Origin of the sequence: Pseudacidovorax sp., from assembly GCF_017991995.1 — a bacterium.
Classification (GTDB): Bacteria; Pseudomonadota; Gammaproteobacteria; order Burkholderiales; family Burkholderiaceae_C; genus Xenophilus.
In genome coordinates this window covers 1-23,683 of the sequence record NZ_JAGOPN010000001.1, presented here as the reverse complement: position 1 = coordinate 23,683, position 23,683 = coordinate 1, and the positions used below count along the sequence as shown (strand labels likewise).

Below are 23,683 nucleotides of genomic sequence, written 5' to 3'. Positions count from 1 at the left end.
CGGGTGGCGGCCCCGCTCCTTCCGAGTCGCAATCAGACGCGGAAGCTCTCACCGCAACCACAACGGTCGCGCTCGTTCGGGTTGTTGAAGCGAAAGCCTTCGTTCAGCCCTTCGCGCACGAAATCCAGCTCCGTGCCATCGATGTAGGCCAGACTCTTGGGATCCACCAGCACCTTGACGCCATGCTCCTCGAAGATGACATCCTCCGGCGCCGACTCGTCCACGTACTCCAGCTTGTAGGCAAGACCGGAGCAGCCCGTGGTCTTGACCCCCAGTCGCACGCCGATGCCCTTGCCACGCTTGCTCAGGTAGCGGGAGACATGGCGCGCCGCAGCTTCGGTCAGCGTGATCGCCATTGCGGTTGAAGCTCCAGTCACGAGGCGAGGGCTTCGGCGCCGGTCTTCGCGCCAACTTTGGCGCGATAGTCGTTCACGGCGGCCTTGATGGCATCTTCCGCCAGGATCGAGCAGTGGATCTTGACCGGCGGCAGCGCCAGCTCTTCGGCGATCTGCGCGTTCTTGAGCGAGGCGGCCTCGTCGAGCGTCTTGCCCTTCACCCACTCCGTGACAAGCGACGACGATGCGATGGCAGAGCCGCAGCCATAGGTCTTGAAGCGCGCGTCCTCGATGACGCCGGTGTGCGGATTCACCTTGATCTGCAGCTTCATCACATCGCCGCAGGCGGGCGCACCCACCATGCCGGTGCCGACGGTGTCGTCGCCCTTGTCGAAGGAGCCGACGTTGCGGGGGTTTTCGTAGTGGTCGATGACCTTGTCCGAATAAGCCATGGGGTCCTCTTCTTTCTTGGTGGATTCAGTGGGCCGACCACTGGATCGTGCTCAGGTCGACGCCATCCTTGTACATCTCCCACAGCGGGCTCAACTCGCGCAGCTTGGCGACGTTGTGGCGGATGGACGCGATGGCGACGTCGATTTCTTCCTCGGTCGTGAAGCGGCCGATGGTCATGCGCAGGCTGCTGTGGGCCAGCTCGTCGCTGCGACCCAGGGCGCGCAACACGTAGCTCGGCTCCAGGCTGGCCGAGGTGCAGGCCGAACCCGACGACACCGCAAGGCCTTTGATGCCCATGATCAGCGACTCGCCTTCGACGAAGTTGAAGCTGATGTTCAGGTTGTGCGGCACCCGGCGCTCCAGGTCGCCGTTGATGAACACCTGCTCGATGTCGGACAGGCCGTCGATCAGCCGCTTCTGCAGCGCGCGGGCCTTGGCCAGGTCCTGCGCCATCTCTTCCTTGGCGATGCGGAAGGCCTCGCCCATGCCCACGATCTGGTGGGTGGGCAGCGTGCCCGACCGCATGCCGCGCTCGTGGCCGCCGCCGTGCATCTGCGCCTCCAGGCGCACGCGCGGCTTGCGGCGAACGTAGAGCGCCCCGATGCCCTTGGGGCCATAGGTCTTGTGCGAAGCCAGGCTCATCAGGTCGATGGGCAGCTGGGTGACGTCGATCTCGACCTTGCCGGTGGCTTGCGCCGCATCGACGTGGAAGATCACGCCCTTCTCGCGGCAGGCGTTGCCCAGCGCGACCATGTCCTGCACCACGCCGATCTCGTTGTTGACGAACATCACGCTCGCCAGGATGGTGTCGGGGCGGATGGCGGCCTTGAACTTGTCCAGGTCGAGCAAGCCGTTTTCCTCGACGTCGAGGTAGGTCACCTCGAAGCCCTGGCGCTCCAGCTCGCGCATGGTGTCCAGCACCGCCTTGTGCTCGGTCTTGACGGTGATGAGGTGCTTGCCCTTTTCCTTGTAGAAGTGGGCTGCGCCCTTCAGCGCCAGGTTGTCGGACTCGGTGGCACCGGAGGTCCAGATGATCTCGCGCGGATCAGCATTGATCAGGGCGGCGACGTCGCCGCGGGCCTTTTCCACCGCCTCTTCCGCCTCCCAGCCCCACGCATGGCTGCGCGAAGCGGGGTTGCCGAAATGCTCACGCAGCCAGGGGATCATGGCGTCGACCACGCGCGGGTCGACCGGCGTGGTTGCGCCGTAATCAAGATAGATCGGGAAATGAGGAGTGACGTCCATGGCTCGCTCGTGCTGGCGTGGATACGGAAACAATCACGAACGGAGGAGCCGGCAGCGACAGGCCGCCGCGGCTCGCCCGCCGTGCATCAGGACTTGGCGAAGGCGTTGCCGAGGGCGAACACCGAGTTGGGCGCATTCACCCGGATCGGCTTGACCACCGGCTGGCTCGAGATCGCCCGCTTGACGGCCGGCTTGTTCTCGACCTGCACGCCCTTGGCGATCTGGTCGTCCACCAGCTTCTGCAGCGTGACAGAATCCAGGAACTCGACCATCTTCTGGTTGAGCGAGGCCCACAGCTCATGCGTCATACAGCGGCCGGCTTCGCCCATGCAATTTTCCTTGCCGGCGCAGTGGGTGGCGTCGATCGGTTCGTCCACCGATACGATGATGTCGGCGACGGTGATGTCGGCCGCCTTGCGACCCAGCGAATAACCGCCGCCGGGGCCGCGGGTGGATTCCACCAGCTCATGGCGACGGAGCTTGCCGAACAGCTGTTCCAGATAGGACAGCGAAATCTGCTGCCGCTGGCTGATTGCGGCCAGCGTGACCGGACCGGAGTTCTGGCGCAATGCCAGGTCGATCATGGCGGTGACCGCAAAACGGCCTTTGGTAGTGAGACGCATCGCAAGCTCCTTCAGTTGGCTTACCGTTAAACAACACCTGGGATCCACAGGATCCGGTGGCGCCCGTCTCCGCCCTGCCCGGCATCCCACCCATCGAAAGGTAGGAGCCGGCCCTTCATCGCGAAGTTCTTTGTTCTTGAGTGTTTCGCTCAAGTATAACAGAAACCCCGAGCCGTGCTCGGGATAACTCGGGTTTTTCCTCTTACTTGCGTCCGCCAACCGGAAGCACCGCGATGTTGTCGCTTCCGGCGGCGCCGAACGCCTGCTCGCGCAGCAGCGCCAACTGGTCGCGCACCCGGGCCGCCTTCTCGAACTCGAGGTTGCGGGCGTGCTCGAGCATCTGCTTTTCCAGCCGCTTGATTTCCTTCGCCACGTCGCGCTCGCTCATGTCCTCGACGCGGGCGCGTTCGACCTCGCGCTTGCCCGCCTCCTTGGCCGACTTCTCGCCGTAGACGCCGTCGATCAGCTCGCGCACCTGCTTGACGATGCTGCGCGGCACGATGCCATTGGCTTCGTTGAAGGCGATCTGCCGCTCGCGGCGGCGCTGCGTCTCGCCGATCGCCTTGTTCATCGACGCCGTGATGATGTCGGCATACAGGATGGCCTTGCCGTGCAGATTGCGCGCGGCGCGGCCGATGGTCTGGATCAGGCTGCGCTCGGCGCGCAGGAAGCCTTCCTTGTCCGCATCGAGGATGGCAACGAGCGACACCTCGGGAATGTCCAGGCCCTCGCGCAGCAGGTTGATGCCCACCAGCACGTCGAAGCTGCCCAGGCGCAGGTCGCGGATGATCTCCACCCGCTCCACGGTGTCCACGTCACTGTGCAGATAGCGAACCTTCACGCCGTTGTCGCTCAGGTACTCGGTGAGCTGCTCCGCCATGCGCTTGGTCAGCGTGGTGATCAGCACGCGCTCGTTCTTCTCGACGCGGATGCGGATCTCGCCCAGCACGTCGTCCACCTGGTGGGTGGCGGGGCGCACCTCGACCTCGGGATCGATCAGGCCGGTCGGCCGCACCAGTTGCTCGACCACCTGACCGGCATGCTCCTGCTCGTAGGCAGCGGGCGTGGCCGAGACGAAGATGCACTGGCGCATGCGGCGCTCGAATTCCTCGAACTTGAGCGGCCGGTTGTCCAGCGCCGATGGCAGCCGAAAGCCGTATTCCACCAGCGTGGTCTTGCGCGCCCGGTCGCCGTTGTACATGGCGGCGAGCTGGCCGATCATCTGGTGGCTTTCGTCCAGGAACATCAGTGCGTCCTTGGGCAGGTAGTCCGTCAGCGTGGCCGGCGGGTCGCCGGGCGCGGCGCCGGACAGGTGGCGCGTGTAGTTCTCGATGCCCTTGCAGTGGCCGATCTCGGCCAGCATCTCCAGGTCGAAGCGAGTGCGCTGCTCCAGGCGCTGCGCCTCCACCAGCTTGCCGGCGCCGACGAGTTCCTTCACGCGGTCGGCCAGCTCCAGCTTGATGGTGTCGACCGCGCGCAATGTCTTGTCGCGCGGCGTGACGTAGTGGCTGGACGGGTAGATGGTGAAGCGCGGAATCTTCTGCCGCACACGGCCGGTGAGCGGGTCGAACAGCGACAGGCTCTCGATCTCGTCGTCGAACAGCTCGATGCGGATGGCCAGCTCGCTGTGCTCGGCCGGGAACACGTCGATGGTGTCGCCGCGCACCCGAAAGGCGCCGCGCGAGAAGTCCTGCTCGTTGCGCGTGTACTGCATGCGGATGAGCCGGCCGATCACGTCGCGTTGGCCGATCTTGTCGCCCACGCGCATGATGAAGCGCATCTCGGTGTAGTCCTCCGGGGCGCCGATGCCGTAGATGGCGCTCACCGTCGCCACGATCACCACGTCCCGCCTCTCCAACACGCTCTTGGTGGCCGACAGGCGCATCTGCTCGATGTGCTCGTTGATCGACGAGTCCTTTTCGATGAACAGGTCGCGCTGCGGCACATAGGCCTCGGGCTGGTAGTAGTCGTAGTAGCTGACGAAGTACTCCACCGCGTTCTTCGGGAAGAACTCGCGGAACTCGCTGTACAGCTGCGCCGCGAGCGTCTTGTTGGGTGCGAATACGATGGCCGGCCGGCCCAGGCGCGCGATGACGTTGGCCATGGTGTAGGTCTTGCCCGAGCCCGTCACGCCCAGCAGCGTCTGGAAGACCTCGCCGTCCTGAATGCCCTCGACCAACTGCTCGATGGCCTTGGGCTGATCGCCAGCGGGCGGATAGGGCTGGAACAGCTCGAAGGGCGAATCGGGGTAGCGGACGAATTCGCCCTGGCGCGGCGCGGCGGCATCGTCGGCGGTCTGAAGGTCTGCGGTCATGGTGATGAGGCTCCGGGGCAGCAGTCCAACTGTGGGGCGGCCGGTAAAATTCCAAGCGAACCGGCAAGGCTACCCCAAAGGCGATGCCCGGTTCTGCACCCAGCCTCGCCGGCCGCGAGGCTCGCCCCAGCATCCAAAGGACTTTCTCCATGTCTCTCTTCTCCGCCGTCGAGATGGCGCCGCGCGACCCCATCCTGGGTCTGAACGAACAATTCGCCGCCGACACCAACCCCAACAAGGTCAACCTGGGCGTGGGCGTGTACTACGACGACAACGGCAAGCTGCCGCTGCTGGAATGCGTCAAGAAGGCCGAGGCCGACATGATGAAGGCCCCCTCGGCCCGCGGCTACCTGCCCATCGACGGCATCGCCGCCTACGACAACGCCGTCAAGGCCCTGGTGTTCGGCGCCGACAGCGAGCCAGTCAACTCCGGCCGCGTGGCGACCATCCAGGCCCTGGGCGGCACGGGCGGCCTGAAGGTCGGCGCCGACTTCCTCAAGAAGCTTTCGCCGTCGGCCAAAGTGCTGATCAGCGACCCGAGCTGGGAAAACCACCGCGCGCTATTCACTCAGGCCGGCTTCGAGGTCGGCACCTACGCCTACTACGACGCCGCCAAGCGCGGTATCGACTTCGACGGCATGCTGGCCGCCCTGCAAGGCGCGGCCGCCGGCACCGTCGTCGTGCTGCATGCCTGCTGCCACAACCCGACCGGCTACGACCTCACGCCCGCGCAGTGGGACCAGGTGGTCGAGGTGGTCAAGGCCCGCCAGCTGACGCCCTTCCTGGACATGGCCTACCAAGGTTTCGGCTACGGCATTGCCGAGGACGGCGCCGTGATCGGCAAGTTCGTGGCCGCCGGCCTGACCTTCTTCGTCTCGACCTCCTTCTCCAAGAGCTTCAGCCTGTACGGCGAGCGCGTGGGCGCCCTGTCGGTGCTGTGCGAGAACAAGGAAGAAGCAGCGCGCGTGCTGTCGCAGCTGAAGATCATGATCCGCACCAACTACAGCAACCCGCCGACGCACGGTGGCGCCGTCGTGGCGGCTGTGCTGGGCAACCCCGAGCTGCGCGCCCTGTGGGAGAAGGAGCTGGGCGAGATGCGCGTGCGCATCAAGGCCATGCGCCAGAAGCTGGTGGACGGCCTGAAGGCCACCGGCGTGGAGCAGGACATGAGCTTCATCACCAGTCAGATCGGCATGTTCAGCTACTCGGGCCTGACCAAGGACCAGATGGTGCGCCTGCGCAACGAGTTCGGCGTCTACGGCACCGACACGGGCCGCATGTGCGTGGCCGCACTCAACAGCAAGAACATCGACCACGTCTGCGCGAGCATCGCCAAGGTGGTCTGAGGCGTTGCGGCCGCTGCCTCCTCTCGGAGGTGGCCGCGCACCAAAGAAAAAGGCAGCACGGGGATCCATGCTGCCTTTTTCTTTGCAGCCCGCCAGCATAGGACCGGCGGGCCGTCCTCACCCGACGATCAGGCGAAGTTCTTTTCGGCGAATTCCCAGTTGACCAGCTTGGCCAGGAAGGTCTCGACGAACTTGGGACGCAGATTGCGGTAGTCGATGTAGTAGGCGTGCTCCCAGACGTCGACGGTCAGCAGCGCCTTGTCTTCGGTCGTCAGGGGCGTACCGGCGGCGCCCGTGTTGACGATGTCGACGGAGCCGTCGGCCTTCTTCACCAGCCAGGTCCAGCCCGAGCCGAAGTTGCCGACGGCGGACTTGACGAAGGCTTCCTTGAAGGCGTCGTAGCTGCCCCATTTGGCCTCGATGGCCTTGGCCAGCGCGCCAGAAGGGGCGCCGCCGCCTTGCGGCTTCATGCAGTTCCAGAAGAAGGTGTGGTTCCAGATCTGCGCGGCGTTGTTGTAGATGCCGCCGCTGGACTTCTTCACGATTTCTTCGAGCGTCATGCTCTCGAATTCGGTGCCCTTCTGCAGGTTGTTCAGGTTCACCACATAGGCGTTGTGGTGCTTGCCGTAGTGGTACTCCAGCGTTTCCTTGGAGTACTCGGGGGCCAGCGCGTCCATCGCGTACGGCAGGGGAGGCAGAACATGTTCCATGTGAAGCTCGTTCGTGGGTTGGTTGACAGAAACCGTGGGATTCTAGGAAGGATTGCCGCTGCCTGCGTCGGACGACGTCCCTTGCTGGAGGGTGATGACCTGCAGGTTGGCCGTGCCATCCGCCAGTGTGGCGTTCACGGATTCGCCCGGACGCAGTTGGGCCACGCGGGTCACGGTGCGTCCCTTGGCATCCGTCAGCCAGGCATAGCCCCGCTGGAGCACCACCGCAGGGTCGAGCATCTGGAGACGCAACGCAGCACGCTCCAGCCGATCAGAACGGTTGCGCAAGCTGGCCCGACCCGCGGCGGGCCATCGCCCTTCAGCGGCATCGAGCCGACGCTGCGCCTGATGCAGCCACGCGGTGGTGGCGCGATGCAGACGCTGGTCCCACTGCGCCAGCACCGCCTGCTGCCGCGCCGCGAGCCCGGAGGGTCGGCCAAGCCGGGAGGCAGCCTGGTCGAGCCGCTGCGACAGCCGGTCCAGCCGGCCTTGCAAAGCATCTCGCAGATCGTCTTCGAGCGCATCCAGCCCCTGGAGCCAGCCATCGCGCGAAGGCGCGACGAGTTCGGCGGCGGCGGTCGGCGTGGGTGCGCGCAGGTCGGCGCAGAAGTCGGCGATGGTGAAGTCCGTCTCATGTCCCACGCCGACGACCACAGGCACAAAGCTGGCCACGATGGCGCGCGCCAGTTGCTCGTCGTTGAATGCCCACAGGTCTTCCAGCGAGCCGCCGCCCCGCACCAGCAGGATGGCATCGGGCCGCGGTTCGATCTCCTGCAAGGCCGACAGGGCAGCGACCAGTTCGCCCGGCGCCTGGCCGCCCTGCACGGCCGCTGGCGCCACCACCACCTCCACATGCGGGGCGCGTCGGCGCAGCGCAGTCACCACATCGTGCAAGGCCGCCGCACCGAGGGAAGTGACCAGCCCGATGCGGGCGGGAAACATCGGCAACCGTCGCTTGCGCAAGGGTTCGAACAGCCCCTCGGCCTCCAGCTTCGCCTTGCGCTGCACGAACTGCTCGAACAACGTGCCCTGGCCCGCCCTGCGCAGGCTCTCCACCACCAGTTGCAGGTCGCCGCGGGCTTCGTACACCGTCAGCCGTCCGCGCAACTCGACAAGATCGCCATTGCGCACATCGAAGTCGACCAACGATGCTGCACGGCGGAACATGGCGCAGCGCACCTGCCCCTGGCCATCCTTCAGCGAGAAATAGCAATGGCCGCTGGTGGCGCGAGAAAAGCCGCTCACCTCTCCCTGCACCGCCACCGGGTTGAAGCGCGCATCGAGCGCGTCCGCCGCGGCCCGGCACAGCGCCCCCACAGCCCACACGCGCGGCTGGATGCCCAAGCCTTCAGCCATGGCCCGCCGCCTTGCGTCTTCCACAAGTACCGCGGGCACTGACGCGCGTGCGGCGCATGCCACTGGAGAGCCACGGTTTGTGGTGCAAGTGCTTGATGGAGAAAGAAAAACGACTGCTCAAAATCTGATCGTCCTGACGCCGGGCCCGTCAATGCTGGGCGCGCCAACGTTGCCCGCAGGGTTAGCCACAAAGTTATCCACAGAAAATGTGGGCGGCTGCAGCGCAGACGCCCCGGGTCGCGAGAAACATTCGGTCATAATTTTCGGCTGTTGGGCAGCGCTTCGCGACCACGCAGGAGGAACCTTGTTTTCGATCTTAGTCGCCGCAGGCTGGCCCATCGTGCCGCTGCTTTTGTGCTCGATCATCGCCACTGCGCTCGTCATCGAGCGCTCCGTCAGCCTCAAGGCGGCCAAGGTGCTTCCACCGCAGTTGCTCAACGAGGCCATCGCCGTTTCCCAGGACGGCATTCCTCCCGCCGACGTGATCGCCAAGCTGGAAAGGAATTCGGCGCTGGGCGAGATGCTCGCCAGCGGCTTCCGTGCCGCCCAGGCCGGCGCGGGCCATCCGGCGGATGAAGCGCGCACGGCCATGGAGACCTCGGGCCGGGCGATCGCCCACCGGCTCGAACGCTATCTGCCGGCGCTCGCCACCATTGCCTCGGCGGCGCCACTGCTCGGCCTGCTGGGCACCGTCATCGGCATGATCGAGATCTTCGGCTCGCAGGCACCGGGAACCGGCGCGGCCGGCAATCCGGCGCAACTGGCGCACGGCATCTCCATCGCGCTCTACAACACGGCCTTCGGCCTGATCGTGGCGGTGCCCACGCTGATCTTCTGGCGCTACTTCCGCAGCCGCGTCGACGGCTATCTGCTGCACCTCGAACTGGCCGGCGAGCGCTTCGCCCAACACTTGGCCGGGTTGCGGGCGGCCCCCCGCCCATGAGCGCGCCCCTGCCGGGGGGCGCCCGCCCCGCCTCCGCGCCGGGGAGTCGCCGCAGCGGACGGATTCAACTGCGGGCCGCGTCACGCGACGAGCCGGAGATCAACCTGATCCCCTTCATCGACGTGCTGCTGGTGATCCTGATCTTTCTGATGCTGTCGACCACCTACAACCGGTTCACCGAGATGGAAGTCCGACTGCCCACGGCCGACGCCGAGACGGCCACCACCCGCCCGCGCGAGATCGTGGTGGCGGTGGCGGCGGACGGCCGGTATGCCGTCGACCGGCAGGCACTGCCGGACCGCAGCGTGGAGGCCCTGGCCAGCGCCCTCGCGCCGCTCGCCAAGGTCGACGCCGGCGCTCCGGCGCCGATCCTCATCATCAGCGCAGATGCCGCCGCCGCCCATCAGTCGGTCATCACCGTGATGGAGGCGGCGCGGCGTGCGGGGCTGATGCAGATCACCTTTGCGACGCAGACCTCGGGCAAGGCGGCCCGCTGACGTGCTGACGGCCGACGTCTGGGAGCGCCGCGGCGCACGGGCCTGGATGCTCCGGCCGCTGGCGTGGCTCTTCGGCCTGCTTGCAGCCGTTCGGCGGCAGGCGTATGCCCGTGGCTGGCGTACGGTGCACCGGCTGCCCGTGCCCGTTGTCGTGGTCGGCAACGTGGTGGCAGGCGGCGCAGGCAAGACACCCGTGGTGGTGTCGCTGGTCCGGCATGCGCAGGCCCAGGGCTGGTCGGTTGGCGTCATCTCCCGAGGACATGGGCGGCGCACGCGGGAGGGGCAGGTCGTCCACGCCGACAGCGATCCGCGCGACGTGGGGGACGAACCTCTGCTGATTCATCGCGCGACTGGCGCGCCCGTGGTGGTCGATGCCGACCGGGTGGCCGCCGGGCGCCGGCTCCTGGCGCTGCACCCGGACACCCGCCTCATCGTCGCCGACGATGGTCTGCAGCACCTGCCGCTGGCCCGCGATGTGGAGATCTGCGTGTTCGACGACCGCGGCGTCGGCAACGGCTGGCTGCTGCCGGCAGGCCCGCTGCGCGAGCCCTGGCCGCGCCAGTGCGATCTGGTGCTGCACACCGGCGAGCAACCGGCCTTCGCGGGCTTCCGCGGACATCGGGCGCTGGCAGCGCACGCGCTTGACCAGCGGAAGCAGCCCGTGCTCCTGCCCGAACTGGCGGCGCGGGACGATCTGGTGGCAGTCGCGGGCATCGCCCAGCCCCAGCGTTTCTTCGACATGCTGCGGGCGCAGGGCCTGCGACTGCAGCGCTGCATCGCGCTGCCGGATCACCATGACTACACGGACTGGGCACCGCCCGAGGGCGTGCAGCTGCTCTGCACGGAAAAGGATGCGGCCAAACTCTGGACACGCGCGCCCTCGGCGCTGGCCGTGCCGCTGGAGTTCTCCATCGAGCCGGCCTTCTTCGAGGCCCTCGACGCGCGGCTATCATCCCTCGATGGATCCGAAGCTGCTTGAACTGCTGGTCTGCCCGGTCACCAAGGGACCGCTGCAATGGGACGCCGCGCGTCAGGAACTGTGGTCGCGCAGTGCACGCCTCGCCTACCCGGTGCGCGATGGCATTCCTGTGATGCTCGAAAACGAGGCGCGCCCGCTCACGGACGAAGAACTCGGCCTGTGAGCTTCACCGTCCTGATTCCGGCGCGCATGAAGTCGACGCGCCTGCCCGATAAACCCCTGGCGGATATCGGCGGCCTCCCGATGGTGGTGCGAGTGGCGCAGCAAGCCGCACGTTCGGGCGCCAGCACCGTGTGCGTGGCCTGCGACGATCCGCGCATCGTACAGGCCTGCGAGGCAGCTGGTGTGCAGGCCCTGCTCACCCGCGCCGACCATCCCAGCGGCAGTGACCGCCTGGCCGAGGCCTGCACCCTGCTCGGGTTGGCCGACGACACCATCGTGGTCAATGTCCAGGGCGACGAGCCGCTCATCGACCAGACCCTGATCGACGCCGTCGCCCAGTCGCTGGCCGCCCGCCCGGACACGCCCATGGGCACGGCGGCGCACGCCATCGAGGACGAGGCCGACTTCGTCAACCCCAACGTCGTGAAGGTGGTGCTCGACGCGGCAGGGCAGGCGCTCTACTTCAGCCGTTCTCCCCTGCCTTTCTGGCGCGACGGCGGGTTGCCGCCCAGGCTTTCCGCGGACCACCCGGCGCTTCGCCACATCGGCATCTACGCCTACCGCGCCGGCTTCCTGCGCAGCTTCCCGGGCTTGGCAGCTTCACCGCTGGAGCGCGTCGAATCGCTCGAACAGCTTCGGGTGCTGTGGCATGGCCATCGCATCGCCGTGCACGTGACCCCGCACGCACCGGGCACGGGTGTCGACACGCCCGAGGATCTGGCCCGCGTGCGCCTGCATTTCTGAAGGGGTGGCGGACGCCCATCGGTGCGGGGGGCGCATGCTATCCTCGCCGGGATGGCGCGCCCGGAGGAGCCGGCACTGCTCGCCCACACGATTTCCATAAAAAGCTTCCGAGGACACCATGAGACTCATCCTGTTGGGCGCGCCGGGCGCCGGCAAAGGCACACAGGCCACCTTCATCTGCCAGAAGTTCGGCATTCCCCAGATCTCCACCGGTGACATGCTGCGCGCCGCCGTGAAGGCGGGCACGCCGCTCGGACTCCAGGCCAAGGCCGTGATGGACGCCGGGGCGCTGGTGAGCGATGACCTCATCATCAACCTCGTCAAGGAACGTATCGCACTGCCCGACTGCGCAAATGGCTTCCTGTTCGATGGCTTTCCGCGCACCATTCCCCAGGCCGATGCGATGAAGGCGGCCGGCGTCAAGCTGGACTATGTGCTGGAGATCGACGTCCCCTTCTCCGACATCATCGAACGCATGAGCGGTCGGCGCTCGCACCCGGCCTCCGGCCGTACCTATCACGTGCGCTTCAACCCGCCGAAGGTCGAAGGCAAAGACGACGTGAGCGGCGAAGACCTGATCCAGCGCGAGGACGACAAGGAAGAGACGGTGCGCAAGCGTCTCGACGTCTACAGCCAGCAGACGCGCCCGCTGGTGGACTACTACGCGAAGTGGGCCGAGCAGGACCCCGTCAACGCGCCCAAGTACCGCGCGATCAGCGGCGTGGGCACGGTCGACGAGATCACACGCCGCGCGATGGCTGCGCTCGAGGGCTGACCCTCACGCCCCGGGGCTTACGCCCTCGGCATTCCCACGCCAAAGGCCGGCCGCAAGGCCCGGCCTTTTTGCTTCATGCAGGTCGATGGCGGCTGTCCATCAGATGGAGCATGAGCGAGATGCGCGCCTTCACCGGGGACAGGTCGAAGGCATGGGGACAACGATCCTCGCCACTCGACAGCACCGCCCCGTCCGCACAGCGGGTGGCACGTACCACGGCGATTCCCGCAGCCTGCGCCTTCGCGAGCGCCTCCTGGAGGCTCTCGTGGACTGTGCCATTGCCAGTCGCCGCCACCACGATGCCATCCACGCCGCCGGCCTGGACAAGCGCATCGACCAATGCCGTGTCGGCCCCTGCATGACTGGTGATGATCTGCACCGAAGGCCAGAGATCGGCGGCAGGCAGCCGCTGTGCGGAAAGCCTCGGGGCCAGCACCTCGGGCCACGGACAGACGCGCCGAATGCGCCCCTCCTCCACGAAGCCGACCGGTCCGCTTTCACCCGAGGAAAAGGCATCGAGCCGATAGGTGTGCACCTTGCGCGCCTGCCGGGCGCGATGGATGGTGCCGGCGCAGACCGCAAGCACACCCCGCGCGCGTTCGGCCACCGCCACGGCCAAGGCGTCTCGCAGGTTCTGCGGGCCATCCGGGGCGGCGGAGCTCGCCGGCCTCATGGCGCAGGTGAGCACCACAGGCTTGTGCGCCATCAGCACCTCGCCGAGGAAGAACGCCGTCTCTTCCAGCGTGTCCGTGCCATGGGTGATGACGATGCCGCGCACGCCTGGGTCATCTAGCAGTTGCTGGCACCGGGAGGCCAGCGCCCGCCAGTGCGCATGCGACATGTCCTTGCTGTCGAGGTTGCACACCTGTTCGGCGGCCCAGGTGATGCCTTCAGGAATCGGCACGTCCGCAAGGAGTTCGCCGACCTCCACCTGTCCGGCCACGTAGCCGAGGTTGTCGCCAGCAATCGCCGCACGTCCGGCAATCGTGCCTCCGGTGCCGAGCACCACGACGCGGGAGAGATGGGCGGGGGTGAGATGAGGACTTGTCAACGGTTTGAAAACTGGTTAAAAATACAGACACTGGATATGCACACAGTATGTGCATCAACCGCTGGAGCCGCAGACACATGCTCAAAGTGCCCACTCCCACCGCGTCGGTCAAGCTTACCGCCCGACAGCAGCAGATTCTCGAGTTGATCCGCGCCACCATGGCTCGCACGGGCGCGCCACCGACACGCGCCGAGATTGCTGCCGAGTTGGGCTTCAAGTCCGCCAATGCTGCCGAAGAGCACCTGCAGGCCCTCGCGCGAAAGGGCGTCATCGAGCTGGTGAGCGGCACCTCGCGTGGCATCCGGCTCAAGAGCGAGGCGCTGCGCAACCTGCAGGAGAGCCGCACGCCGCAGTTCTCTCTGCCCATTCCTGGACTGTCGCAGCTGTCCCTCCCGCTCATCGGCCGCGTCGCCGCTGGTGCTCCCATCCTGGCGCAGGAACATGTCGACCAGACCTATTACGTCGAAAGCACGCTGTTCCAGCATCGCCCCGACTACCTGCTCAAGGTGCGCGGCATGTCGATGCGCGACGCCGGCATCATGGACGGCGACCTGCTTGCAGTGCAAAGCACCCGCGAGGCACGCAACGGCCAGATCGTGGTGGCCCGGCTGGGCGACGAGGTCACCGTCAAGCGGCTCAAGCGGCTCAAGGACGTGGTCGAACTTCATGCCGAGAACCCCGACTACCCCACCATCATCGTCCAGCCCGGCGAGCCGTTCGAGATCGAAGGCCTGGCCGTCGGCCTGATCCGCAACACGATGCTGATGTAGCCCCCACCGTCATTTGCTGCTGCCGCGCCAGGTGGCGGGCGTATGGCCGGATGGCCATCACCCTGGTGCGTCGGCTTCGCTTCTCAATCCTGCCTGTGTCCAAACCCCTTCCGATCCTCAGGAGTTCAACATGGGAACCGCTCTGCTCGCCTTGTCCAGTCTTTTCGCCCCGATCCAGTCCTGGGTTGCCCGCCACTCCGATGCCCGCCGCAGCAGTGGACTCAATGCAACGGAGCTGCATTATGTGAATGTCCGCCCTCGCCCCGGCCGGGAGATGCGGCATGCCGCAAGCAGCCGGCGCGATGCAGCCGAGCGCCCCCCGCTGCGCGTCGTGCGGGTGGTGGAGCCGGGAGAGCAGCGCTCCCACGGTTCGAGACTGGTGATTGCCGGCCGCATGGCCGACGTCTGCGCCGAGCTCGACCGCCTCGTCGAGAGGGAATTGCGCGAAGCCGCCCGGCCATCTGGCAGCACGCTGCACTGACGTCGCGCGACAGACGCTCGTCCTTTCGAGGACGAGCGGAAGACCGCCGGAGCCGGAGGCAAAATGGGCGGCCATGAACATCGTGATCCTCGACGACTACCAGGACGCCGTACGCAAGCTGCGCTGCGCCTCCAAGCTGGACGCCTACACCGCCAAGGTCTACACCAACACGGTCAAGGGCATCGGGCAGTTGTCGGTCAGGCTGCGGGACGCGGACGTGATCGTGCTGATCCGCGAGCGCACCCAGATCTCCCGCCAGCTCGTCGAGAAGCTGCCACGCCTCAAGCTGATCTCGCAGACGGGCCGCGTGGGTGGTCATGTGGACGTGAATGCATGTACCGAGTACGGCGTGGCCGTGGCCGAAGGCACCGGCTCTCCCCTGGCACCGGCCGAACTCACATGGGCACTGATCATGGCGGCCACGCGCCGCCTGCCGCAATACATCAGCAACCTCAAGCACGGCGCGTGGCAGCAGTCCGGGCTCAAGTCCGCGTCGATGCCGCCCAATTTCGGCCTGGGCTCCGTGCTCAAGGGTAAGACGCTCGGCATCTGGGGCTATGGCCGCATCGGCCAATTGGTGGCGCGGTACGGACAGGCCTTTGGCATGCAGGTTGTGATCTGGGGCCGTGACGCGAGCTGCGAGCGCGCACGCAACGACGGCTTCCAGACGGCGCCCAGCCGCGAGGCGCTCTTCGAGATGGCGGATGTGCTCACCCTGCACCTTCGGCTGAATGACGACACGCGCGGTCTGGTGAGGCTGGAGGATCTGTCCCGCATGAAGCCGACGTCGCTGTTCGTCAACACCAGCCGGGCTGAACTCGTCGAGTCCGACGCCCTGCTCGCTGCACTCAACCGTGGACGGCCGGGCATGGCGGCCATCGACGTCTTCGAGAGTGAACCGCCCCTTCAAGGCCATGCGCTGCTGCGCCTCGAGAACTGCATCTGCACGCCGCACATCGGCTACGTCGAGCAGGAGAGCTATGAGCTCTACTTCGGCCAGGCCTTCGACAACGTCGTGAGCTTCATCCGCGGCAATCCCACGAACATCGTCAATCCCGGGGCGCTGCAGGTGCGCCGGTGAGGCGCGAGGCGCCCTGGCCTGGGGCGCTGTGGGCCTTGCTCTTCGGCAATTTCGCCATCGGCACGGGCGTGATGGTGGTGCCGGGCACGCTGCCCGAGTTGGCCGCTTCGTTTTCGACCTCCATCGCCGCGGTGGGGCAGTTGATTACCGCCGGCGCATTGGTGGTGTGTGTCGGCGCCCCGCTGCTGGCCGGCCTGGTGGCGGGCTGGGACAGACGCCGTCTCCTCGCCGTCTCGCTGGCCTGGTTTGCCCTTGGACACCTGGCGTCTGCGCTGATGCCGACGCTGGGCGCCCTGCTACCTGTCCGCATGGCCACGCTGGTCGCGCCCGCGGTCTTCACCCCCCAGGCGGCCGCTTGCGTAGGCATGCTGGTGCCACCGCACAGGCGCGCAGCGGCCGTGGCCTTCATCTTCCTGGGATGGTCCCTGGCCTCGGTGCTCGGATTGCCGATGGCCGCCTACCTCGGCGGGCATTGGGGCTGGCGCGCGGCCTTCGGCGTCATCGCCGCCCTGACGGCGATTGGCGCCCTGTGGGTCTGGCGCACCATGCCGGCCGGGGTCAAGCCTGCCCCGCTTTCGCGCGAAGGCTGGTTGCAGGTGCTGCGCCATCCGATCCTGGTGCCCGTCGTGGGCATCACGCTGCTTCAGGCAGCGGGGCAGTTCGTGCTCTTCAGCTATTTCGGGCCGCTGCTCGTCCAGCGACTGCACGCGGGCCCAGGCGAACTCAGCCTGATCTGGTTATGGATTGGCCTGTGCGGCGTGGTGGGCAATCTGCTGGCCACGCGCTACATGGACCGGTTGGGCAGTGCCGGGATGGCGATGCTCGCGATGGCGCTGATCAGCGTCAGCCTGCTGTTGTGGCCTTTGGGCCTGGCCTTGGGCTGGACGGCGCTGACGGCCGTCCTGCTGCCCTGGGGCCTGGGCTGCTTCGCCGCCAACTCGTCGCAGCAGGCCAGGCTGGTGGGGCTGGCGCCCACGCTGGCCTCTGCGTCCATCGCGCTCAACAGTTCCGCGATGTACATGGGTCAGGCGGCAGGCGCAGGGCTGGGGGGCTGGCTGCTCGCCCGCGGCACGTCTTCGTGGATGAACTGGTGCGGCTTGGCGTGCCTGGTGGCCGCCATGCTGCTGAGCCTGAATCTGGGCCGACGCGGCCGCGCTACCGCCTGAGACACGGCGGGCGGGCGACCGGCCGACCCAGCCGACCCAGGCTCAAGGTGTCGGCGGCTTCTTGATGGACGCGCCCGGCCGGATGCTGTCCTCGAGTTCCGGATCGAAGAGCTGGAAGTCCGGCGGCACCGGGTCGAAATCGTTCGGCACGGTCAGCGCCGGATCGGCTTCGTGTGCGGCGGGTGGCGCCGGCTCGGCGGGGAGCGTGCGACCCTTCAGCGCCTTGGGGATGGTGTCGATGGACGACGCTTCCAGGTCTGAAAGGTCGAAGTCGATCGTGCCGGGAGGCGGCCCTGACACGACAGGAGTCGCCGCGCCCCCGCCTGTCCCCGCCGCCAGCGGCAGCGGCGCGGTCGGCGGCTGCGAGACGGCCATCGGCGCCAGCAACCCCATCGCCGAGGTCGTCCCGGCATCGCTGGCCATCATCATGCTGCCGTTCGCGATGCGCTCCTGGGCAGCGCCATACAGGGCCAGCAGCTCACGATACGCGGGCAGGTCGAAGGGCGAGCGGCCCTGCGAGTCCACGGCCTGGAACAGGAAGCCTTCGATGACGCCCAACACCTCCCGGCGCGGCCACGCCTTCTCGATGCGCTCGACCGCCTCGGGATAGGCCGCCAGCGAACGACCTTCGTCCTGGAAGTCGTCATAGGCCGGCAACTCGAGCCCCAGCGCCTTGCGGCATTCGCGCCGTGTGGTGTCGTAATCGGCCTTGCGCCCCTGGGAATGCAACAGCCGCAGCAGTTCCATGTACATGAGCGGGCTGGTGACGCCGTACTCGTCCAGGTGATCGGCCAGCACGCCGACGGCCTGATCGAACTGCCCGAGCGACAGGCAGAACTCGGCCTGCTGCTGCACGTCGAGCAGCCTGTCGGCGCTCACCGGCTCGGGCCCATCCGGGGGAAGCGTGGAAATGGTGTCCGGCCCCGGGTCGGCCGCCACCGCCACGGGGGCAGGCGTGGCACCGGCGCCCGCGATATCGCCGGCAGCGGCGACGGCTGCCAGGCCAGCGGGCTTGATTGGCGGATCCGCAGGCAGATCGGCATCCGGCTCCACCTCGCTGGGCTGCCACCAGGATGCCTCCGCCGCCTGGCGCCTGGCACGGCGCCACAGCACGCCGGCCACGGCGAGCAGCACGGCCAGCAACAGCAGCAACGGCCAGAGCCACCACGGCCTTTCCGAGGCGGCCTCGCGGGCCTGCGCCAGCTCGGTCCTGAGGCTTTCGATGGTGCGGTCGCGCTGGGCCATCTGTGCGCGCAGCGCCGCGCTCTGGCGGTCGGCGGACTGCGCGTCCTGGGGGGCGCTCGCCGCAGCGGCCGGCGTGGCGGCGGCATCGCTCGCACCACCCTGAGGCAGTGGCGCAACGGCACCGGCCTCGATGTTCCTCAGCCGGGTGGCGATCTTGAGCCAGGCGGGCGGCAATGTGTAGTCGTCTGCAGCGCCGGACGCGGCAGCGACGCCGGCAGCACCGGCGGCCGCAGCCGCTGCGCGGGGGTCGAGCGCATCTACACGCAGCCGTCCGCCGGTGGTGACCGCGGGGGTCCGCGGTGCGGCCCGGACCGCACCACCGGCACGCGGCGCCGGTGCGGTGTCGCGCGTGCGCGCGCCGGTGGAGGCACTGCGCCCCTCGGTGCTGCGCGCCCCGGAGCGCGGCGGCTGAGCACCCATGGGCGGCAGCGACGCGCCCAACGCTCGCTCGGCGCGGTCGGCATCGATGGCCGAAACCGGGGGCGGGTCGGCCAGCAGCGCGAACTCACGCACCATCGTGGCGCCGCAACCCACACGCACATTCACTGTGACGACCGGCTCGTCGATCGGCCGGGTGGTGCGGATGCGCAGCCAGGGCGCTTCCGGCGAACGCCCCGGCTCCACGGTGGTGCCGAAGTCGCGGTCGGAGAGCGTGGCATCGCCCAGCTTCACACCGACCGAGGGACACGCACCGCCGCTGCCCTCCAGTTGCACGGGCACGCGCAGATCGAGCGGCTTGCCGATCCACACCGCCCCTTCCGGCCGGCCGATCGTCAACGCCGAGGCGGCAACGGGAAGCACAAGCCCCAGTCCGAGTACAAACGAAGCAGTCGATGCAGGTTTCGGAGGCACAGCGGGGCGTCGAGGGGAAGTAAAAGGTTTAAATATTTTCACACCACCCTGACGTTTATGAACAAACAAGATGCATATTTCTAACAGGGCTGGCGCCTCCGCCCCGCATCCCGACGCAATTGGCCTCGCCTCGACGCCATTTCCCCCGCATTGCGACACCCTCCCGACGATGACAATCGCCGGGTTTTTTGTATTTCTGGAGACAACTGCCATGCCTCTTTCGCCCCGGCCCGACGCTGCCACGGAGCCTTCCCGATGAGCGCGGAATTGAAGAGCACCACGCAGGGCCGCACGATGGTGCTGACCCTGTCCAATCCTGCCCAGCGCAACGCGCTCGGCCCCGAGATGTATGCCGCCGGCGTCGAGGCCCTGTACGGCGCTGGCAGCAATGCCGAAATACGCTGCGTGGTGCTGGTCGGCGAAGGCCGCTGGTTTTGCGCAGGCGGGTCACTGCAGCGGCTGCAATCCAACCGGGAGCGCGATCCCAGCGTGCAGGCCGAAAGCATCGACGCACTGCACAACTGGATCGAGGCCATCCGCAGTTTTCCGAAGCCGGTGATCGCCGCCGTGGAAGGTGCCGCCGCCGGCGCGGGGTTCTCGTTGGCCATGGCGTGCGATCTGGTGATCTCGGCGCGCGATGCCGTGTTCGCGGCGTCATACAGCAACGTTGCCCTGTCCCCCGATGGTGGCCTCAGCTGGCATCTGGCGCAGTGGCTGCCGCGACAACTGGCCACCGAATGGCTGATGAACGGTGAGCGCATCACCGCATCGCGCCTGCACGAACTCGGCCTGGTCAACACGCTGACCGAGACCGGCAATGCGCTGGACGAAGCGATGGCCCTTGCCCAGAAGCTGGAGGCCCGTGCTCCCAATGCGCTGGCCAGCATCAAGGAGCTTCTGGGCGAGGCCCGGGGCCGCACGCTCGGCGAGCAGTTGGGCCAGGAGCGCGAACACTTCGTGCGCAACCTCCACCATGCCAACGCCGGCATCGGCATCGGCGCTTTCCTCGGCAAGACCACGCCGAACTACCAATGAGCATGCTGGTCGCCCCTGCGACAAGCCCGCAAGATCCAGTCACGCAAACGACACGCCATGGATGACCCCATTCTTACCATCGAAGAACGAGAAGCCATCAACAGTGGCCGCTGGTTCACTTCACTCTCCCCTTCGCTCCGTCACGACATCCTCCGATGTGCCTTCGTCAAACGCTACAAGGACGGCGACCTGATCGCCGCACGGGGCGATCCGCCAGACCAGTGGATCGCCTGTGCGAAGGGCGCGGTGCGTGTGAGTTCGACGGCGGTCTCGGGCAAGCAAGTGACGCTGACGTACGTCGAGCCGGGCATCTGGTTCGGGGACGTCGCGATGTTCGATGGCGACCGGCGCACGCACGACGCCTATGCGCATGGCGACACGACCATCCTGTGCGTGGCACGTGCGGACTTCAACAAGATCCTCACCGCCCACGTGGAGTTGTACGAGGCGCTGATGCGCCTGCAGGCGCGACGCATCCGCACGCTCTTTGGCCTGGTGGAAGACCTGAACACCCTGCCCCTTCGGGCGCGGCTGGCCAAGCAGCTGGTGCATCTGGTGCGCAGCTACGGCGTCCCCAATCTGGCCGACGGAAGCCAGACGCGCATCGGCCTGCAGCTGGCACAGGAAGAGTTGGCGCAATTGCTGGGTGCCTCGCGTCAGCGCGTCAACCAGGAACTCAAGACGATGGAGCGCGAGGGCGCGATCCGCATCGAGCCGGCGGGGCTGGTGGTGCTGGACCGCGACGCGCTCACCCGCATCTCGCAGGCGGACAGCTGAGCGCGCCGTGCGGGGCGCGACAGGGCCGCCCCGCTCCCTTTCAAGAACAAAGAAAAAGCCAAGAGACATGAGCCAGGACTTCAGCACCTTCGTCGGCACCCGCGCGGTGTCCTCCCAGCATGCGGTCGACGTGCAGGCTCTCGAAGCCTGGCTCACCACGCACGTGGAAGACTTCAAGGGCCCATTGAGCATCGAGATGTTCAAGGGCGGCCAGTCCAATCCCACGTACAAGCTGCTGACGCCCGGCCGTCAGTACGTGATGCGCGCCAAGCCAGGCCCGGTGGCCAAGCTGCTGCCCTCGGCCCATGCCGTGGAGCGCGAATACAAGGTGATGCATGGCCTGGCAGGCTCCGATGTGCCCGTGCCGAAGATGCTGGCCCTGTGCGAGGACGAATCGGTGATCGGCCGCGCCTTCTACGTCATGGAGTGCATGCAGGGCCGCGTACTGTGGGACCAGACGCTGCCCGGCATGTCCAATGCCGAGCGCACCGCGATCTACGACGAGATGAACCGCGTCATGGCGGCGCTGCATACGGTCGACTTCGCCTCTCGCGGCCTGGGCGACTACGGCAAGCCCGGCAACTACTTCGAGCGCCAGATCGGCCGCTGGAGCAAGCAGTACAAGGCCTCCACCGATGGCGCCGGCGAGTTGTCGCAGCCCATCGACGAGATGGAGCGCCTGCTCGAGTGGCTGCCGGCCAACATTCCGGCCAGCGCACTCGATGCATCGAAGGTGTCGATCGTCCACGGCGACTACCGCCTCGACAACATCATGTTCGCGGCCGATCAGCCGCGCGTCATCGCGGTGCTGGACTGGGAGTTGTCCACGCTGGGCCATCCGCTGGCCGATTTCAGCTACCACTGCATGTCCTGGCACATCCCGGCAGGCACCTTCCGCGGCATCGGCGGGGTGGACTTGGCGCCTCTCGGCATTCCGTCCGAGAAGGACTACGTGCGCCGCTACTGCGAGCGCACAGGGCTCACCACCCCCGAGGCGCTGGCGCAGGACTGGAACTTCTACCTCGCCTACAACCTGTTCCGTATCGCCGCCATCCTGCAAGGCATCGCCAAGCGGGTGGAAGCCGGCACCGCCTCCAGCGAGCAGGCGGTCAATTCCGCCAAGGGCGCCCGTCCCATGGCGCAGTTGGCCTGGCAATTCGCCCAGCGCGCCTGAGGACAGCGCCGCTTTTCACGACCCGACACCCACCACCGGAGACAGCATGGAGTTCGATTTTTCCCCCAAGGTCAAGGACCTGCAGAAGCGCGTCAGCGACTTCATGGACGAGTACATCTTTCCGGCCGAGGCGGAGTATGCGCAGGAGATGGAAGCCAATACGGCCGCCGGCAAGCGCTGGACGCCGCTGCAGGTGATCGAGCGCCTGAAAGACAAGGCCCGCGCCCAGGACCTGTGGAACCTGTTCCTGCCCAACGACACCGCAGAACTGGCCAAGAAGAAGGGCGGTGGCCTCACCAACATGGAGTACGCGCCGTTGGCTGAGTTGATGGGCCGTGTGCCATGGGCATCCGAGGTCTTCAACTGCTCGGCGCCCGACACCGGCAACATGGAGACCATCGCACGCTACGGTTCCGATGCGCATCGCGAGCAATGGCTGACGCCGCTGCTCGACGGCAAGATCCGCTCGGCCTTCGCCATGACCGAACCGGCGGTGGCCTCCAGCGATGCCACCAACATCGAAACCCGCATCGAACGCCAGGGCGACGAGTACGTCATCAACGGCCGCAAGTGGTGGATCTCGGGCGCCGGCGACCCGCGCTGCAAGGTCTTCATCACCATGGGCAAGTCCGACCCGGAGGCGCCCAAGCATTCGCAGCAGAGCATGGTGCTGGTGCCCGAGGGCACGCCCGGCATCAAGATCCTGCGTCCGCTCAACGTGATGGGCTACGACGACGCGCCCCATGGCCACATGGAGATGGTGTTCGAGAACGTGCGCGTGCCGGCCAGCAACATCCTGCTGGGTGAAGGCCGAGGCTTCGAGATCGCCCAGGGCCGCCTGGGCCCAGGCCGCATCCACCACTGCATGCGCCTGATCGGCCTGGCCGAACGTGCGCTGGAGCTCATGTGCCGCCGCGCGTCTTCCCGCGTTGCCTTCGGCAAGGCCGTGGCCGCGCAGACGGTGACGCAGGAGCGCATTGCCGAAGCACGCTGCCGCATCGACATGGCCCGCCTGCTGACGCTCAAGGCCGCCTGGCTGATGGACGTCGCCGGCAACAAGGTCGCCAAGACGGACATCGCCATGATCAAGGTGGTGGCGCCCAGCATGGCCTGCCAGGTGATCGACTGGGCAATGCAGGTGCATGGCGGCGGTGGCATGAGCGATGACTTCCCGCTGGCCTATGCTTACGCCAATGCCCGCACGCTGCGCTTCGCCGACGGCCCGGACGAAGTGCACCGCAATGCCATTGCGAAGTGGGAACTGGGCAAGTACGCAGCGGACAAGACGCCGATCGAGCCGCCCGTCACGCGCTTCTGAGTTCAGGGCCGCACAGAGACAAGAGCCGCTGCAGCCTCGACGGGCTGCAGCGGCTTTTTGCTTGCAGGGTCGCGTCACTGCCGATCGAGCGCGATCACGCGCGGACGACAGCAGGCGAGCTAGATGTCATGTCTCAATAGGTTGTTCACCCGGAAGGGTCTGGGAGACTGGAGTTACCACGCTTCAGTCACCAGAGGGACCTTCCGAGTGAACAGCCATAAGAATGCCAGATTGACCTTCGAAGGGCGCAA

24 protein-coding genes are annotated in these 23,683 nt (G+C 66.9%); 15 read left to right on the top strand and 9 right to left on the bottom strand.

Annotation, left to right across the window (positions count from 1 at the left end; genetic code table 11):
* Positions 1–32 precede the first annotated feature (32 nt).
* The 5 genes from iscA to uvrB all read right to left on the bottom strand — a co-directional run bounded on the left by iscA (position 33) and on the right by uvrB (position 4,970).
* Complete coding sequence (iscA, locus tag KBC94_RS00120; RefSeq protein WP_017756982.1) at positions 33–356, bottom strand: iron-sulfur cluster assembly protein IscA; 324 nt, start codon at positions 354–356, stop codon at positions 33–35.
* Positions 357–373: 17 nt separating this feature from the next.
* The gene (iscU, locus tag KBC94_RS00115; RefSeq protein ID WP_294364922.1) at positions 374–787 is read right to left on the bottom strand and encodes a Fe-S cluster assembly scaffold IscU; all 414 of its coding nucleotides are present in this window, start codon (positions 785–787) and stop codon (positions 374–376) included.
* 25 nt (positions 788–812) lie between these two features.
* The gene (locus KBC94_RS00110) at positions 813–2,033 is read right to left on the bottom strand and encodes an IscS subfamily cysteine desulfurase (protein ID WP_294364919.1); all 1,221 of its coding nucleotides are present in this window, start codon (positions 2,031–2,033) and stop codon (positions 813–815) included.
* An 86-nt stretch (positions 2,034–2,119) separates the two neighbouring features.
* Complete coding sequence (iscR, locus tag KBC94_RS00105) at positions 2,120–2,656, bottom strand: Fe-S cluster assembly transcriptional regulator IscR (RefSeq protein ID WP_017756985.1); 537 nt, start codon at positions 2,654–2,656, stop codon at positions 2,120–2,122.
* A gap of 202 nt (positions 2,657–2,858) precedes the next feature.
* The gene (gene uvrB / locus KBC94_RS00100) at positions 2,859–4,970 is read right to left on the bottom strand and encodes an excinuclease ABC subunit UvrB (RefSeq protein ID WP_294364913.1); all 2,112 of its coding nucleotides are present in this window, start codon (positions 4,968–4,970) and stop codon (positions 2,859–2,861) included.
* A gap of 149 nt (positions 4,971–5,119) precedes the next feature.
* Between uvrB and KBC94_RS00095 the strand changes: the two genes are divergently transcribed.
* Positions 5,120–6,316, top strand: coding sequence for an amino acid aminotransferase (locus KBC94_RS00095; protein WP_294364911.1), 1,197 nt, complete (start codon positions 5,120–5,122; stop codon positions 6,314–6,316).
* A 128-nt stretch (positions 6,317–6,444) separates the two neighbouring features.
* Here the strand turns inward: KBC94_RS00095 and KBC94_RS00090 are convergent, their stop codons facing one another.
* Together KBC94_RS00090 and xseA are read right to left on the bottom strand one after the other, a co-directional pair.
* Entirely contained in the window at positions 6,445–7,026 is a 582-nt protein-coding gene (locus tag KBC94_RS00090; protein WP_114804109.1) for a Fe-Mn family superoxide dismutase, read from the bottom strand.
* A 42-nt stretch (positions 7,027–7,068) separates the two neighbouring features.
* Positions 7,069–8,382, bottom strand: coding sequence for an exodeoxyribonuclease VII large subunit (gene xseA / locus KBC94_RS00085; protein ID WP_294364902.1), 1,314 nt, complete (start codon positions 8,380–8,382; stop codon positions 7,069–7,071).
* Positions 8,383–8,686: 304 nt separating this feature from the next.
* Between xseA and KBC94_RS00080 the strand changes: the two genes are divergently transcribed.
* From KBC94_RS00080 to adk, 6 genes are all read left to right on the top strand, one after another.
* Positions 8,687–9,325: a MotA/TolQ/ExbB proton channel family protein gene (locus KBC94_RS00080; protein ID WP_294364898.1), complete on the top strand. Its 639-nt coding sequence runs from the start codon at positions 8,687–8,689 to the stop codon at positions 9,323–9,325.
* Positions 9,322–9,822: a biopolymer transporter ExbD gene (locus tag KBC94_RS00075; protein WP_294364895.1), complete on the top strand. Its 501-nt coding sequence runs from the start codon at positions 9,322–9,324 to the stop codon at positions 9,820–9,822. The genes KBC94_RS00080 and KBC94_RS00075 overlap by 4 nt, the downstream gene beginning before the upstream one ends.
* 46 nt (positions 9,823–9,868) lie before the next feature.
* On the top strand, positions 9,869–10,801 hold the full coding sequence (lpxK, locus tag KBC94_RS00070) for a tetraacyldisaccharide 4'-kinase (protein WP_294365920.1): 933 nt from the start codon (positions 9,869–9,871) through the stop codon (positions 10,799–10,801).
* The gene (locus tag KBC94_RS00065; protein ID WP_017756993.1) at positions 10,782–10,964 is read left to right on the top strand and encodes a Trm112 family protein; all 183 of its coding nucleotides are present in this window, start codon (positions 10,782–10,784) and stop codon (positions 10,962–10,964) included. Before lpxK ends, KBC94_RS00065 begins: the two co-directional genes overlap by 20 nt.
* Entirely contained in the window at positions 10,961–11,707 is a 747-nt protein-coding gene (gene kdsB, locus KBC94_RS00060; protein WP_294364888.1) for a 3-deoxy-manno-octulosonate cytidylyltransferase, read from the top strand. Before KBC94_RS00065 ends, kdsB begins: the two co-directional genes overlap by 4 nt.
* 118 nt (positions 11,708–11,825) lie before the next feature.
* A complete protein-coding gene (adk, locus tag KBC94_RS00055) occupies positions 11,826–12,482 on the top strand; it encodes an adenylate kinase (RefSeq protein ID WP_043116162.1) in 657 nt (218 codons plus the stop codon).
* Positions 12,483–12,555: 73 nt separating this feature from the next.
* Here the strand turns inward: adk and KBC94_RS00050 are convergent, their stop codons facing one another.
* A complete protein-coding gene (locus KBC94_RS00050; RefSeq protein ID WP_294364884.1) occupies positions 12,556–13,491 on the bottom strand; it encodes an asparaginase in 936 nt (311 codons plus the stop codon).
* 119 nt (positions 13,492–13,610) lie between these two features.
* Between KBC94_RS00050 and lexA the strand changes: the two genes are divergently transcribed.
* The 4 genes from lexA to KBC94_RS00030 all read left to right on the top strand — a co-directional run bounded on the left by lexA (position 13,611) and on the right by KBC94_RS00030 (position 17,031).
* Positions 13,611–14,303, top strand: coding sequence for a transcriptional repressor LexA (gene lexA, locus KBC94_RS00045; protein WP_043116164.1), 693 nt, complete (start codon positions 13,611–13,613; stop codon positions 14,301–14,303).
* Between the two features lie 130 nt (positions 14,304–14,433).
* Positions 14,434–14,784, top strand: a complete 351-nt coding sequence (locus KBC94_RS00040) for a hypothetical protein (protein ID WP_294364871.1) — start codon at positions 14,434–14,436, stop codon at positions 14,782–14,784.
* A gap of 73 nt (positions 14,785–14,857) precedes the next feature.
* On the top strand, positions 14,858–15,865 hold the full coding sequence (locus tag KBC94_RS00035; protein WP_234194186.1) for a D-2-hydroxyacid dehydrogenase family protein: 1,008 nt from the start codon (positions 14,858–14,860) through the stop codon (positions 15,863–15,865).
* The gene (locus tag KBC94_RS00030) at positions 15,862–17,031 is read left to right on the top strand and encodes an MFS transporter (RefSeq protein ID WP_294364862.1); all 1,170 of its coding nucleotides are present in this window, start codon (positions 15,862–15,864) and stop codon (positions 17,029–17,031) included. Before KBC94_RS00035 ends, KBC94_RS00030 begins: the two co-directional genes overlap by 4 nt.
* A gap of 42 nt (positions 17,032–17,073) precedes the next feature.
* Here KBC94_RS00030 and KBC94_RS00025 read toward each other — a convergent pair whose 3' ends face one another.
* A complete protein-coding gene (locus KBC94_RS00025; protein WP_294364859.1) occupies positions 17,074–19,053 on the bottom strand; it encodes a hypothetical protein in 1,980 nt (659 codons plus the stop codon).
* Positions 19,054–19,383: 330 nt separating this feature from the next.
* On the opposite strand from KBC94_RS00025, the gene KBC94_RS00020 reads away from it, so the two are divergent.
* From KBC94_RS00020 to KBC94_RS00005, 4 genes are all read left to right on the top strand, one after another.
* Positions 19,384–20,163: an oxepin-CoA hydrolase, alternative type gene (locus KBC94_RS00020; protein ID WP_294364857.1), complete on the top strand. Its 780-nt coding sequence runs from the start codon at positions 19,384–19,386 to the stop codon at positions 20,161–20,163.
* Positions 20,164–20,220: 57 nt separating this feature from the next.
* Entirely contained in the window at positions 20,221–20,940 is a 720-nt protein-coding gene (locus KBC94_RS00015) for a Crp/Fnr family transcriptional regulator (protein ID WP_017760000.1), read from the top strand.
* A 67-nt stretch (positions 20,941–21,007) separates the two neighbouring features.
* The gene (locus KBC94_RS00010; RefSeq protein ID WP_294364850.1) at positions 21,008–22,114 is read left to right on the top strand and encodes a phosphotransferase; all 1,107 of its coding nucleotides are present in this window, start codon (positions 21,008–21,010) and stop codon (positions 22,112–22,114) included.
* 46 nt (positions 22,115–22,160) lie between these two features.
* A complete protein-coding gene (locus KBC94_RS00005) occupies positions 22,161–23,432 on the top strand; it encodes an acyl-CoA dehydrogenase family protein (protein ID WP_017759659.1) in 1,272 nt (423 codons plus the stop codon).
* Positions 23,433–23,683: the final 251 nt, after the last annotated feature.